The 14,678-nt window shown below is 35.8% G+C and carries 11 protein-coding genes; 1 reads left to right on the forward strand and 10 read right to left on the reverse strand.

Annotated features, from left to right (window positions below; genetic code table 11):
- From tagF to MMY79_RS12315, 10 genes are all read right to left on the reverse strand, one after another.
- Positions 1–960, reverse strand: a complete 960-nt coding sequence (tagF, locus tag MMY79_RS12270; protein WP_252608918.1) for a type VI secretion system-associated protein TagF — start codon at positions 958–960, stop codon at positions 1–3.
- A 37-nt stretch (positions 961–997) separates the two neighbouring features.
- Positions 998–4,819: a type VI secretion system membrane subunit TssM gene (gene tssM / locus MMY79_RS12275; protein WP_252608922.1), complete on the reverse strand. Its 3,822-nt coding sequence runs from the start codon at positions 4,817–4,819 to the stop codon at positions 998–1,000.
- Positions 4,820–4,849: 30 nt separating this feature from the next.
- A complete protein-coding gene (locus tag MMY79_RS12280) occupies positions 4,850–6,256 on the reverse strand; it encodes a hypothetical protein (RefSeq protein WP_252608924.1) in 1,407 nt (468 codons plus the stop codon).
- Positions 6,253–7,251: a type VI secretion system baseplate subunit TssG gene (gene tssG, locus MMY79_RS12285; protein ID WP_252608925.1), complete on the reverse strand. Its 999-nt coding sequence runs from the start codon at positions 7,249–7,251 to the stop codon at positions 6,253–6,255. The genes MMY79_RS12280 and tssG overlap by 4 nt, the downstream gene beginning before the upstream one ends.
- Entirely contained in the window at positions 7,215–9,026 is a 1,812-nt protein-coding gene (tssF, locus tag MMY79_RS12290) for a type VI secretion system baseplate subunit TssF (protein WP_252608927.1), read from the reverse strand. Before tssF ends, tssG begins: the two co-directional genes overlap by 37 nt.
- Positions 9,027–9,042: 16 nt before the next feature.
- Entirely contained in the window at positions 9,043–9,519 is a 477-nt protein-coding gene (gene tssE, locus MMY79_RS12295; protein ID WP_252608929.1) for a type VI secretion system baseplate subunit TssE, read from the reverse strand.
- 78 nt (positions 9,520–9,597) lie between these two features.
- A complete protein-coding gene (locus tag MMY79_RS12300) occupies positions 9,598–10,101 on the reverse strand; it encodes a type VI secretion system tube protein Hcp (RefSeq protein ID WP_003651052.1) in 504 nt (167 codons plus the stop codon).
- 49 nt (positions 10,102–10,150) lie between these two features.
- Positions 10,151–11,632: a type VI secretion system contractile sheath large subunit gene (gene tssC, locus MMY79_RS12305; RefSeq protein WP_252608931.1), complete on the reverse strand. Its 1,482-nt coding sequence runs from the start codon at positions 11,630–11,632 to the stop codon at positions 10,151–10,153.
- Complete coding sequence (gene tssB / locus MMY79_RS12310) at positions 11,625–12,128, reverse strand: type VI secretion system contractile sheath small subunit (protein WP_003651049.1); 504 nt, start codon at positions 12,126–12,128, stop codon at positions 11,625–11,627. The genes tssC and tssB overlap by 8 nt, the downstream gene beginning before the upstream one ends.
- A gap of 16 nt (positions 12,129–12,144) precedes the next feature.
- A complete protein-coding gene (locus tag MMY79_RS12315; protein WP_252608933.1) occupies positions 12,145–12,834 on the reverse strand; it encodes a hypothetical protein in 690 nt (229 codons plus the stop codon).
- 824 nt (positions 12,835–13,658) lie between these two features.
- On the opposite strand from MMY79_RS12315, the gene MMY79_RS12320 reads away from it, so the two are divergent.
- On the forward strand, positions 13,659–14,675 hold the full coding sequence (locus tag MMY79_RS12320; protein WP_252608935.1) for an SUMF1/EgtB/PvdO family nonheme iron enzyme: 1,017 nt from the start codon (positions 13,659–13,661) through the stop codon (positions 14,673–14,675).
- Positions 14,676–14,678 lie beyond the last annotated feature (3 nt).

A 14,678-nucleotide genomic window follows, 5' to 3' on the forward strand; every position in this document is an offset into this window, starting at 1 on the left:
TTATTCACCCAAAAAAGTTTGTCGAAATAGCTTTAAGCCTTGATTTAAACTTAATTGGCGTTGGCATAATGATTGTTCTAGCGTAGCTAAACCAGCATTTTGCTCCAAATAAGTATCAATCCACTGAGCTTCTATTAAAGAAACCCAATGTTTACTATCCATATTCTGAGTAAAAATATCGCTCAAGGCTAAAATATCAGCCCCTTGAAAGCCAAAGAATAATACGGGTTGCTCTCGATGTAACAATCCTATCAACACCTCAGTATTATCTTCTTTTAAAAAGCGACAAATAATACTGACCCAAAAGGCTGCTATTTCATAACTGTAAGCAGGATTATTAATAGGCAAAATTAAAACTTTATTTAAGCGACTGGTTCCATTTTGTAAAATTGGCTGAAGTAATAATCCTAGCCCAATCATACTTTGCGCTAACTCATAAATACTGAGTTTCATTAATTGAGCAAATGAATGCATCGTATGATTTTCATAGAAACCTACACACTCGCGTTCAGTTAAAACCTGAATTTGATTTTGTAAGTGACCTAATTTCCCAAGTAACAGATCTGAATCTTTAATTCCTTTTAAAGTTCGATTGTTTTGGAATAAATCAACGAGTACATGCTTATAGCTATATGGTGCATATAGCAAATTATCATACGGTAAATCAATTTCTAATAGGTGGCTTAGTACCATTGGAAAAGATCGACCTGAACTATCTTCACTTGCGAGTAAGTTCGCCGCTAAAAACATATTTTCTTTCGGATTTGCAATAAAGAAATCCAGTGAAGGTAATGTTCTATAAGCCTCTTTAAAAGAGCCAGATTGCATTGCGTATTCCAATGCTTCAGTAATCCACTGATCAAGCAACTGAATTAGAGCATTCTGACCTTTTGTTTTTAAGAAGTCGCCCCGCGCCGGACTTTTGCCGTAATACAAAGGAGTTGTTTTTAATGTTTGCATTATTGCTCCTCCTTTCGCATAGAGGTTATTTTCCATGTCATGGCTTAACTCCCGCAGAAGGCTGAGCGAGTGCTGCAACAGGATTTTCTGTTTTTGCTGGAGCTGCTGCTTGAGCTGGCGCCTGCTGAGCAGACACCACACGAGCTGCTTTATCCGCAGTGACTTTATCAACCAGTTGCATCCCCGCATAACCACGGCTTGAACCAATACTGCCTGAATTACTGCTGATTAGACGGAAATTCATTTTTACAACTAATGATGGATCAGTTTTACTACGCCAAAGCATTTCAAACCCACCATTTTGTTCTTTACGCTGAGCACTATCAATTAAGCGGTTAATACCGTATTCACCCGGCTCATCAAAAATCGTATGCGTTTGACCTTGTAAATCTACAGCGGTAATTCGAGCACCTGGAATACTGCCTTGATTTGGCCAAATAAAGTTCACCCACTGTTGCACACCGTTTTCATAAGTCATGCGCTGACCATCAATATCCACGGTATATGAAAGCAATTGTGGATTTGGAATTGGGTAGAACTGGAAGTTAGATTGATTAGTTGCAGGTGCAGCAGGAGCTTGACTATTCAACTCACCTGTTGCCATACCATTAGATGGCGTAACGTATCTTTGGAAATTCATAACGAATTGAGGATTTAAACTAATTCCTAAATCTTTCCATGTCTTAGACGTTAAGGTATAACCACGACGAATCACAAATGGATCAAGATTTTCTTTGACAAAACGAGAAATACTGCCGTTTTCACCTAAGATTTGACCAATTTCACTACTTGTCGCCTGCAAAGAAGCTGATGAATTAAATGGATATTTCTTAGCAAGATTTGCTGTAAATGGCTGATACGCTTGCATCACCCATAATTTATTAATTTCGTCTTGCGTTGGTGTAATTAGGCTCTCGAAAGCCTGCGTAAGTGGGCTAACTACTATTTTTTGTAGTAATCGCTGATCAATTTCATTGAAACCAACCGCCATTTTTTCATCTACAATTTTTTGCGTCTGGTTAAATACAGAAGTTTGCTCATTTAGGGTTTGCTTGACTAATGTCATCGCATTAGGCCCAACTTCCCCTGCATTCTTAAGCTCATTAAACTTGCTACGAACTAGAGCTAAATTTGTCATATATTCATCAAGCAATGATTTACCCTGTTGATCATCACGTTTGCGAACCAACTGATAGAACATTTGATATTCTTGAGAAATAGCACCCTGAGCGTTAGTTGCCACTTGATTAGCAACCTTATCATCATGATTTAAAACCTTACGTTTAAACCACGCAACAAATCCTTTTTGTGGAGCTGCTAACTCAGCTTGTACAACTGGATTGTCCCAGTTTGTTTCGATTGCTACTCGTTCAATTAATGTTCTAATTGGAGAGTTCTGTGGCTCACCTAAAACATCAATATTTTTTACTTGCTGAGCAAATTGGCCAGCTTTAGCATAATGAATACCATTTAAGAATTTTCTCCATTCCGCAATATATTCTTGCTTATAGAGCGCTGTCAGTTGCTTTCTAATTTGCTCTGGACTACCAGAGAAAGTTAAATCATCAGATTGACGGCTATTTAACACCCAGTCTTTACTATCTGTTGGTTTATCTGCGGCTTCTTCAATCGCCTTTTCTACATAGTCATTCCATGCTTTTTGGGTAAACACACCCGGTAATGCATAACTACCTAATACAACATTTTTATTTGCTTCACCCACAATCTGACTTACAGTCAACGCAGAGAAACGTACCGCAGCACGCATTTTTATTTCGTTATAAACACGATCACGTGCAGGCATTCCTCGAACAACAGAGAGCAATACTTGACGTGTTTGATCAACAATTTGTGAATCTGCATCTAAAATTGGGAATTCTTTATCATTCGCCAAAGTCATTGCATACGACAAAATCTGTTCAGCTTCCTGAATCATATCTGCACGTGGCATTTGGCCTTTATTTGCGTCTAACCAAGAACGCCAGAAACGTGTAACTTGATCACTCAGATGACTAGCATCCATGTATTGTGGATTACTCATCATCAAATATGCTTTTAATGCGTTATAAGCATCTTGAGGATTTGTGTCTGAAGGTTCCAAATATTGTTGAGACTGAGCAGTTTGCTTGATTTCAACATTCGTGTGATTCGCTTTTAAGGTTACTTCATTATTTTTTACACGTTGCAAATATTGAGCAATGTTTTGCTGTGTCGGTGTCAATACAATTTGCTTAACACCTTTTAAATATTCGGCTTTTAGCTTTTCACGAAGCTCATTACCCTGATACAGACCAAAACTAAACTTGAGTGGTCTATTTTCGTCAAACTCATCTAACTGCTGTAAACGTCTTTGAAGAATCAGTAAAGCTTCTAATTGGGTAGACAATTGCTGACCAGAAGCTCTTTCTAATTGAACTACTTTATTTAGATCTGCTTGAACTTCACCAATTAATTGTTGGTTATTACGATATGACCAAACCCATACGCCAAGAATAATTGAAACGCCCGCTAAAGCACCAATAAATGCAATGTAACGTTGACGTTTTCTACCCGTATTTACATGCTGCTTAACAAGATCTTTATCTTTTAAAATAACATCTGAAAATAAGCCATTTAAGAAATAGCCATGGTTAGGCGTAATTTTTGAATGATCTTTTAAATCACTTTGAGCAACCTGAGTGAGCTGGAATTCTTGTGCAATTTGTTCCGTCATTGGACTTTCAATGACACCTTCCTGCAAAGCACTAGTGAAGTAAAACCCACGAAAAACAGGTTGAAATTGATATGGATTATCTTCAAAAAGTGTACCAATAAAGCTTTTTAAAGCTGGCTTTAATGTTTTAAATTCTAATGGGAAGGTCATTACGCTTGGTGAGATATTTTGCGAATGACGGCGACTTAAATGTGTCGAACTTACTCCTTTTAGACCATCATAAAGAATGGTGTAATGTTTTTCGAACAAATCTACCGCGTTATGAGAAGAACTCTGCTCATATGGAAGCGTTGCGCCCCAAGCTTGGTTATATTCTTGAGCTTCATAAAATTCAAAAAACTCGGTAAAACCTGCAATCAAATCCATCTTTGAAAAGACTAAATAAACAGGCACAACTACTTCTAAACGTTCGGTTAGATCTTGAATACGAGCACGTAAATTTTTAGCAAGCTTTAATGAGTTTTCAGGACTTTGACTAACTAACTCAGCAATACTAACAATTAGAATCAAACCATTTACGGGAGCTTTAGAACGGTTCTTTTTTAAAATATTTAAGAAACCTAACCACTCAGAATGATCTTCACTATAAACAGAATAGCGACCAGCTGTATCGAGTAAAATACCTTCAGTAGAGAAAAACCAGTCACAATTTCGAGTACCGCTTAAACCAGCAGATACCATTTTTTGATGTGTTTCTTCGAAAGGAAACTTTAAACCAGAATTATAAATAGCTGAACTTTTACCTGCGGCTGGGTTACCAATAACCATATACCAAGGAAGCTCGTATAGTGCAGCATTCCCTTTTTTATCACCCAACTTAGATTTACGAATCAGTTGAATAGATTCTTTCATTTGTTGATTAACAAGCTGCAGCTCTTCTTTATCTTTATTTTTGCCATATTCAGCTTGATTATCTTTTTCAATTGCTTCAGCTAACTCTTCGCCCTGAGCAGCATGCTTTCTACGTTGAATAAGCCAATAGATACCATAAACAATAAGACCCAAAGCATAGGCAGTTGCTAAAGCCCAGAATATATGACGAGGAATTGAAGTATATGAAGACATCAATGCCACGAACAATGACAAGGCGATAATTGCTTTAGGATTCGTGATGTACTGCCACAAGTAGCCTAAAATTGTATGCATTCTATTCTCGTTCTAAGTCCAAAGTTTAAATTAGTTATTCAACACCATCACATCATCTTCTGAATTTTCAGTGACACTTTGCACAAATGTATGTGCTGACACCGTATTTTCACCAAAGACAAAAGGAATGATATGTTCAGGGAAATGCATGCTCAGCATAAAGCCATAAATATCAGCTAAATGTTGGGTATGCCCTAATGAAGATTTCACATAAATATAGTGATGTGGTTCTACAGGTGTTTGAAGAAAGTGCTGCTGCAATTTTTTCGAAACTTTTATATCGGTCTGATCTGACAATACCAGCACATAAGGTTCTTCACCCTCATGCTGAGGTAAATCGTGAAATTCAAAATTAGAAAAAATCTTCGCTGTATCTTGTTGGCCTACAACAACTTTCAGATTTTTAGTAGGCTCTAATTCTTGAATTTTTACTAAAGGATCTGCCAGTAAACAGCTTGCTGCGAATTCAGCAGGAATATAATCTTTAATCATCCAAGACTTTTCATCGACTAGATCCTGATCTATTTCGGAATCGGCTACGAGCAAAAAGAACATCTCATGTTCTCTTTTATGAATACCCTTTAATAGGTGTACCAACTCTTGGTAAGCCAGTTGCTCTCCAAAAAAATGATATTCGATATGGATCTTTTGAGCAGGAATGCCAATCTCAGCAAAAAATTCTAAAATTAATTCATTACTTCGGTCATCATTCCAAATATGTAATAAATCTTCAGAAAGAAGGATGTGTAGATTTAAACGATTTAAACGATAAACTTCGACTACAGGCATTTGATCATCATATTCAGACTCGGGATCAACCCATGCTGGATGCATATGATATTCACGTGCTTGCTGTGATTCATAAAATAAAGTTGAGCGTTTTAAATGCTCTGCAAAAAGATATAGGTTTTCTATATTTTGTTCTAATTGCTGTTTTATCAATGACATCATACGAACTTGTCGTGGAGATGCATACTCACTCTCCTCATGATTATCCTCATCCAAGTCTTTAATTCGATAAGATAAAAGAGGTAATCCATAAGAATTTAACAGTTGATCATCCAGCTCTGGACTTTTAAAGTTTTGCAGCTCCGTAATAATGCTTTCATTCTCACCGAGTGCATGTACAGCAAAAGAAGAGTAAATATTAAAATCTAACTGTTCGAGTGGTGCATCTGTTACTGCGGTTTGTTTTTGATTAGCATCATCTTTATCTTGATTTATAGCTTGTTCTTTCTTGTCTTTATAATTTTTATAAGCGCTATAAATTAACCATGGCGATAAGATCACCAAGGTAATAATTGCTGGTAATAGCAAGAAATAAAGGAAAAAATCCCCCTTATCAGGGTTATATTGAACATCACGCCAGTAGAAAATAATAAATCCACTAACGACTGCAAAAATAGCGATGAACGAGAGTAATATTTTTTTAATCATATTCCCTCTCCTACAAGGCTATAGCAAGTTTCATGACTATGCACTTTCGGTTGTCTTGATATGAGAAAAGAACCTTGCCCCAGACCACTCAGATTATTGTGGGTGAGGCAAATAGGTTGTATTTCGGACTCATCTAATACGAGTCGAAGATCTATTGATAAAGTTGGACTACACCAAGTTTCTACAATTTTTTTAAGCTTTAAACTTAATTCTTGATTTGGTAGAAAATTTAAATATTGCTGGCGCTTTAATGGCCCAATTTGAATTTCAATTTTTCCATCAATTTGTTGAATGGTTTCCCCACAAAATGTATTAATACCAAGTAGGCTCGGTTGAGCTCCACCCAAAGTTGTTAATTGGTCACTTGCTAACTTAAAAGACTCTTGTATGAATTCTTTAATCGTAATTTCATGTTTAAAAATACACGACAGCATCGTTTTTAATGCATGAACTGTATTATTCTGGCCCTGCATTAATCCAGAAAACTCTGCAAAATAGTCATCAAGTTCTGTTTGCTGATGTTGCGAGCGCACATAACCATTCAACGCATGCAGAATATCTAGATAATCATTCTTATGCTCGATCTCATATCGAATCGGCAAATTATATGTAATGCTGGACTGTACATATTGAGCAGTAAGCTTATGGTTAAATAAGCTTAGAAACTCTTTAGTTTCAGCTCTTTGTTGACGCGGAGCCTGCTTAATCTTATTCGTATATGTATAAGGCAACGCACCTTGTATGCCCGTAAGACCAACGATTAAGTTCGTGATATAAATCCGCTCGCCTGTTAGTTCTAAATTTTCAATTTCTGTAGCAGGGAAATTTAAATTAAAGGATGTCTCAAACTTAAAATGATCACTCCAAGATGAACCAACTGCACGACTTGAATCGTGTCTTAATAGTCGTGTTGCTTGAATAAATTCAAAAGACTTTGGCTTTGTAAACAACTCAGCTGTTATAGAAGAGTCTTGCCACCAACGTTCTGACTGCATTGGTATAACTCCTGCTGAGATGAATAATCCTTAATAACCAAATCAACGAAACTATTAATTTGAACCTTTAAATTAAAAACACGACTTAACAATTGGCTAAAAATGTATAGGCTATGCCCTCTAAATACCGATGAATCAATTTGCAACTCGGCCTTCACCCCTCTTACAAACATTGGGAATGGCTTTCCATCTACCAGTTTGTGAGTAAGTGAAAATTCAAGATGTTTAATTGATTCAATAATTAGATAATTTTCTTTTGATAACGGTAAGTTATATAACGCAAGTAACTCTTTAATATGAGATACAGCGTCGCCTTTCATTAGAGCTAAACTATTTAATGAAAGATGCGAAATAACACGCCACTGCTCACTCTGGCTTTGACCAAATTGATATGGTTTTGTAGGTCTTTTTAAAACAATGGCACGGCGAGCCAAACTACTATCATTGAGGTTCAATATATTATTAGACTGACCCAATGCTTCATGTGGCAAGTCACGATTTGAGCATAATAATTTTGTACTAATAAAATCCGAACGTGTTGATGAAGGATTTAAATTTTTAGAAATAATTGAATATCCCATTTCAACGAAATTGGGCTGTAGTTTTTGATAGTTTACCGAATAGAAAAAACGAGCCTTGTCTGCATGGTAATGGCTCATCGCAAAGAAAGGCAGCACAGGAACATAGCTTTCTTCGTGACTGGTTTTTTCACGCACCATATTCATTTCAGTGATTGAATAGACTTGATAAAACTCAGGATGGTGTGCATCTGTAATCAGTGGGTATTCTAATTGCTTGTGTACAATTTTTTGAGGTTCAGCGTATTTTTCAAATAAATTAATGACTGGTGTAGTAAACAACTTAAAATTAGCGACATTTAATTCAGAATAATTTCGGACTACCGCTTGATCATTTAAATTTAATTTAAAATGTATAAGCAGCTCAAAATCACTCTCTTCTATAGATAGTAGCTTTAAAAAACTTAAATCGAGTTTTAGATAATTAAATTTTTCTGGAAAACAGAAATACTCCATCAGCAAACGATAAGCATGATGAGTATGCTGATCGAGTGGCAATAGACTTTCTTGCTCTGAAAAACCGGTTAACTCAAATGGATTTTTATCCAGTGCTACAACTTTCTGCCCTATTTTAATAGCAAAAGTTGTTCCCTTCTTAAAAATGCTGTCTAGTACTTGAAGTGGAAAATTAGAAATTGCATCTAAATAAATAGGTAGTTTTTCGTTTGTTAAACATAAATGAGCATTGTTAAAAATTTCAAATTTGAAAGTTAAAGTCGCATTTTGACTTAAATGCATATGTGCACTAGGTGTACTTCTAAATTCTAAAGCTTGCAAACTTATCGGGAGTAATTTGACTTCTTGCGTCGTATTAAACTCACATTGAACCCCTTTAAAACTACGCGACTTTAAGACGGTATGTGCAGGAACAATATGCGCTTCTGTGAGCTGTTTAATTTTATTTATATCTTCGAAACTGACCACCGAACAAGCAGGAAAGTGCCGTAAATATTGAGGAAACATGACCTCAAATAAAGAGCGTGTAAATACGTCATAACTATCAGCAAGTTTTTTATCAATTCGAGCAGCAATTAATGAAAACGCCTGTATAAGACGTTCAATATGCGGGTCATCAATCTGCTCTTGATTTAAAGATAAGCGCTGAGCAATTTTCGGATATTTTTGCGCAAATTCACGAGATTGCTGACCAAATTCTTGTAGTTGTTTTTCGTAAAACGGTAAAAGCTCTTCTATCACAACACACCCACTACGCTTAGGTTCTCGCTGAAATTACATATTGCTGTGTTGTCGGTTTTAGCAATGCATCAAAAACGACAGGTTCATACAGTGGATGAATATTTAGATAGGCCTGAATACTTAAACATAGTGCCCCCATATTGTGCCCATCCAACAACATCTCTACCCGTATTTGTCTTAATCTAGGTTCATGAGCTGCTATTGATTGTTCAATGGATTGGCAAATCTTGTCTCGATCTAGCGGATTGGCTGTAGAAAGCCCCACAAAATCAATAATCCCGAACTGAAGTATCGATTTTTTAACTAATGGATAATCATCGACCACGTGATCCAATTTAGCGACCCGACTATTCAGCAAGTCTTCTAAATCTTTTGCTACCGATTCTCTTAATTGCTGAATAGAAAGACCCTTTTCATAATCTTCACTTTCAGGAATTAAACGATCAAACAAAGTTGAACGAAATCCATATGGATAAAGCCGATCTAAATTCATTCGAGTTCACAACAAGCATGCTTAAAGACAGCAGAGGCTAACTTTATGTCAGCCTCCACCAAATATTCACTTAAATAATTATGCTGCGTAAGAAGCAGTATTATTAGAAAGTGACCATTTCTTAGTAACAGCACCTTTAGCAGTACCGTTAATATCTTGTTGGTTATATGTCCACTCAACAGCTGCGTATTTCAAACCAAACGCTTCAGTTGGAACACCTTCTTCGTTAACTGTTGGAGTTACACTAGAAACTAGAACATGCTTCAATTTAATTTGTAAGTACTTGATACGTTTATCGCCATTTGCACGATAAAAATCAATTTGTACTTCATCAAATGTATAACCAGCTGAACATGCTTCCCATAATTTCGGGCTAGTTGCATCTAGGTCTTTAATAAAAAGCATATCTGAATGTTCAACACGTTCAGCAGTATGACCACCAACACTACTTGAAGTAGCAGATTTAGGTTGACGAATGTTGTGAGACCAAGAGTTAACTTCTAACCAGCCTTTGTGCTCAGAGTCACGAGACTCGCCATCAACTTTATATTTACCGCGAAACTCAACGTATATATCTTTCATTTAGAACTTTCCTATTTTTAATTTAAAGTTATTCTTTCGCTGACCTTTATTAATTTGAGGACTGAGGTAACTCAGTAACAAGTCGCAAAGAAACTGACAACTCATCCAGCTGGAAGTGTGGTCGCAAGAAAACCACAGATTTGTAGTGACCTGGTTGAGCAGGATCTTCTACAACTTTTACAGACGCTTCACGTAGAGGGTATTGAGCTTTCGCTTCTTGAGAAGCGCCATCATCAAGTAATACATACTGTGACAACCACTCATTTAAAAATGCTTCAACATTTCCAGCAGAAGCAAAACTACCCACCTTATCTCTCATCATTGCTTTTAAATAATGAGCGATGCGTGAAACGGCCATGATGTACTGAATTTGACTCGATAAAGCAGAGTTAGCATTTGCTGTATCATTGTCATATTTTTTAGGTTTTTGAGTTGATTGCGCGCCAAAGAAAGCAGCGTAATCCGTATTTTTACAATGCACTAAAGGAATAAAGCCCAAATCGCTTAATTCTTTTTCGCGGCGATCAGTAATCGCAATTTCTGTTGGACACTTGAATACCACTTCACCATCTTGTGTTTTAAACGTATGAACTGGTAAGCCTTCGACTAAACCACCGCCTTCAACACCGCGAATTGCCGCACACCAACCATGCATATCAAATGCATTTGTTAAACGAGTACCGAAAGCATAAGCAGCATTCATCCACAAATATTCGTTGTGGTTTGCACCCGAAACATCTTCAGCAAAGTTAAACCCTTCTGTAGCTGTTCCTTCCTTTGGATGATAAGGAAGACGACCAAGCACATGTGGCAAGGTTAAAGCAACATAACGCGCATCTTCACTATCACGGAATGAACGCCATTGAACATATTCAGCCGTTTCAAAGATTTTTGAAACATCTCTAGGGCGATCAATATCTGTAAATGACTCAAGACCAAGAATGCTTGGGCTAGCAGCAGAAATAAATGGTGCATGAGCTGCAGCAGCAATGTGAGAGATTTGCTCAAGCAAATACATATCAGAAGGCGTGCGATCAAACTCAAAATCACCAATCAATGCTGAATATGGTGCACCACCAAAAGACCCATACTCTTCTTCATAGATTTTTTTAAACAAAGTACTTTGATCGAAATCTGTAGCACCTTGAAAATCTTTAACCAACTCTTTTTTAGTCGTATTTAACATACGAATTTTAATGAGAGGATTAGACGGTGTTTCTTGACAGAAGTAGTAAAGACCACGCCAAGTTGACTCAATCTTTTGGAATTGTTCATTGTGCATGATCTGACTTAATTGATTTGAAATCAGTGCATCAATTTCCGCAATACGCTTATCGATTGATAAAGTCATATTTTCAGAAACTGTAATTGTTCCTGCCATTACTTCTTTGGCAAGTTCACCGATTAAGCTTTTTGCACGCGAATGTTCTTCTTCATTTCGGGCAATACGGCTTTCTTCAACAATCGAGTCTAAAAGATTAACTTGTTCATTTTCAACAAGAGGCATTGCTGCCGATTGAGCATTATTCATGATCAGCCTCCGCACTTAATTTACGGATTTGATCAGTACTCTTAAGCACTTCATCAAGTAAGTCTTCTAAACGTTCACTGTTAGAAATCTTATTTCTTAAATCTGTTAAACGCTCACGTGCTTCAACTAGTTTTTTTAATGGGTCAACCTGTTGAACAACATTTTCTGGGCGAAAATCTTCCATTGACTTGAATGTTAAATCAACTGCAATTCTGCCGCCTTCTTCAGTCAGCGTATTATCTACTTGAAAAGCTGCTCTTGGAGACAATGACTCCATAACTTCATCAATATTATCTAAATCGACATTAATGAATTTTTTATCTTTTAATTTTGTACGTTCAAGCTCAGAAGCTGCCGAAAAATCACCCATCACACCAACAACAAATGGTAGTTCCTTTGCTTCTTTTGCATCACCAATTTCAACATCATATGTAAGCTGAACACGTGGAGGTCGAATTCGCTGAAGCTTCTTTTGTACGCTTTCTCTCTTAGCCATAAGATTCTATTCCTGATTATTTAATTAAAGGGTCAAAAGGCGAACTTTTTGATTTATTAACATTGGCTACAGGGGCAGTTTTTGGTTTAACCGCAGTTGCTTTTGCTGGAGTTGCTACTCGTTTAGGTACTGTTCTAGAAGCAGTAGCTCTGTTACGTGTTACAGTTTGTTTTTTATAACTTCTTCTTTCGTTATCAACTGAGCCACTTTCTGTAGCAGCCTTAACATTTGAAGTATCAGGTGCAGGCATTGAAGTATGGATATTTTCAATTAACTGTTTAGCAGGTGGATAGGTTACATCATTGCTTAAATAACGCATTTCCTGACTTCGCATTTGCTGCAAAGAACTATTAGCAATGCTTACACCAGACAAAAATAAAACATCTGTTATTAATGAACCGCGTATATTTTGACTTTGCAATTGACTTGCCAAATTCAATGCTTTAACTGGTTGATTGGTTTGATAAAACCGCATAGCTGCTTTAGCTAATAAATCATTTTTTTGAGGCATATTATCACTATCACAAACTTGTTTAAAAATATTCAATAGCTCAGGATCATTTTGACCTTCTGCTAAAGGATTCTTTTTAATACAACTTTTTTTAAGTTTTACAGGCTCAAGTTCTGCTGCTTGAGCACATGATAGACCGATAATGTTTCCAGTCAGAGAAAGTATCAAAATACTTCGTTTCAACACAACTTTCATTCCTCTGTTTTCTTATTTATTCAAGGTCTTACTGAAAAATTAATACTAATAAAACATTAAAAAATCAGCAAAAAAACCTTATATTCAAAAAATTTATGCGCAGTTTATCATATAAACAAACATATCTTATATAAAAATCATATCAACTTAAACTAAAAGTAAATAGTTAAGATCGTTATAAAATATAGCTTAATAAAGTTATTCTCATGAAAACATAATATTGTTATTTTTTGTAATTAAAAATAAGATATTGATTTTTATAAAATAAATGCAAATAGAAACTAAATAAAAAATTATTATAAATATCATTTATTTAGTTTTTACGAAACATTTTCTTAACAATATTTAAGTTTACATTAACTACAAGTCACTTCTATTTGGTTATGAACAGATCATAAAAACTTAAAGTAAAAATCTAGATACAAAAACCACAAAAATTGTCAAGACTAATCTGTCTATCTATTATACTTTTTAAATAAATTTAGTTTTCAGGATAAAGGTTAAAAAGTACCACTCCTAGCTGTAAGCATGCTTTTTCAATATATTTTCATAAAAAATCTAGAAGCAAAAAAATTAAGTTTGTTTTTTGTAAAAGCATGATAAAAAATTATAGACTCCTCTTTTGAATAGCCAATTGGTTCACGCTCAATTCTACAAAAAGGTATCTAATCTATATTTCAATTATAAAATATCTAAGTTCATTTTAATTTTTAATAAACTATAATCATTATTCACTGAGTTGAATAACAAAACCGCTCTTTATATCTTTCACATCTCTTACTAAAATAGTTTCATCAATATTCAACCTAATGATTTCCAAAAAAATGATGAAACGGAATATAGCTGTTGTTTTATTTTCAAGCCTTGCTTTAAGCGCGTGTGCCAAATCTACTGAGACAAATCATAAGTCATCAAAGCCCTCACCAGAACTTCAGCAAAAAATTCAGCAATTGGTTGAAAAAACCAAAAAGAATATGATCTTTGTTGAAGGTGGTAGCTACTTAATGGGTGATTTTGGACTAGTAACACCAGAATTAGAAAAAATGGTTCCAAATAGTATGGCGGTGAAAAATCCCAAAGGTAATACTGAAAAACCTGACAACCAGCCTCTCTCTCCAGGGGACAATAATAAAACCCTGCATAAAGTCACACTTAACAGCTTCAATATGAATGCTTATAAAATCACCACAGAAGATTTTTATATTTACACCCAAGCTAGTGGTCAACCTGAAAGTCTAACAAATAAAGAATATAATCCAAACATTTGGCATGAAGTTGCTGCGGGGATTTCTTGGCAACAAGCCAAAAACTATTGCCAATGGCTAGGGCAGCAAATAGGCACTCCAATGGATTTACCCACTGAAGCACAATGGGAATATGTTGCTCGAAATAAAGGGCAATATACAGCCTTTGCAACAGACACAGGAAAAGTAGAATCTGAAAAAAATCTTTGGTCCAAAAAGCAATATGACAACTATTATTTAAATTATAGCCCAGACAGTTTAGGTAACATTCCTGTTCTAGGTAAAACTCCACCAAATCCTCTTGGTTTTTATGATCTTGTCACCAACAATTATGAATGGATGAATGATTGGTACGCTAAAGATTATTACAAGCAGTCTCCTACCGACAACCCAACTGGACCAAAAACAGGTACTGAAAAAGTATTACGCAGTACCTCGCCAATGGGCGCCGACAATTTGGTAATGGCGGATGGGTTAGCAATTGGAAGAGCTCATGAAATTATGGAACCATTCACAACTTCAGATGGTAAAAAGAATTTTCATTTTGAAACATATTCAAGCCGTTGTGTTGCAAATACTCAACAGCCTATAAAATAATTC

This window comes from Acinetobacter sp. XS-4 (assembly GCF_023920705.1).
In the GTDB taxonomy this organism is placed as follows: domain Bacteria; phylum Pseudomonadota; class Gammaproteobacteria; order Pseudomonadales; family Moraxellaceae; genus Acinetobacter.

Excerpts from the sequence above, each read along its gene's own strand:
- tssE (WP_252608929.1), bottom strand. The coding sequence starts at position 9,519 with ATGAATTTAGATCGGCTTTATCCATATGGATTTCGTTCAACTTTGTTT.
- MMY79_RS12280 (WP_252608924.1), bottom strand. The coding sequence starts at position 6,256 with ATGATTAAAAAAATATTACTCTCGTTCATCGCTATTTTTGCAGTCGTT.
- MMY79_RS12320 (WP_252608935.1), top strand. The coding sequence starts at position 13,659 with ATGATGAAACGGAATATAGCTGTTGTTTTATTTTCAAGCCTTGCTTTA.
- tssG (WP_252608925.1), bottom strand. The coding sequence starts at position 7,251 with ATGCAGTCAGAACGTTGGTGGCAAGACTCTTCTATAACAGCTGAGTTG.
- MMY79_RS12300 (WP_003651052.1), bottom strand. The coding sequence starts at position 10,101 with ATGAAAGATATATACGTTGAGTTTCGCGGTAAATATAAAGTTGATGGC.
- tagF (WP_252608918.1), bottom strand. The coding sequence starts at position 960 with ATGCAAACATTAAAAACAACTCCTTTGTATTACGGCAAAAGTCCGGCG.
- tssB (WP_003651049.1), bottom strand. The coding sequence starts at position 12,128 with ATGGCTAAGAGAGAAAGCGTACAAAAGAAGCTTCAGCGAATTCGACCT.
- tssM (WP_252608922.1), bottom strand. The coding sequence starts at position 4,819 with ATGCATACAATTTTAGGCTACTTGTGGCAGTACATCACGAATCCTAAA.
- tssC (WP_252608931.1), bottom strand. The coding sequence starts at position 11,632 with ATGAATAATGCTCAATCGGCAGCAATGCCTCTTGTTGAAAATGAACAA.
- MMY79_RS12315 (WP_252608933.1), bottom strand. The coding sequence starts at position 12,834 with ATGAAAGTTGTGTTGAAACGAAGTATTTTGATACTTTCTCTGACTGGA.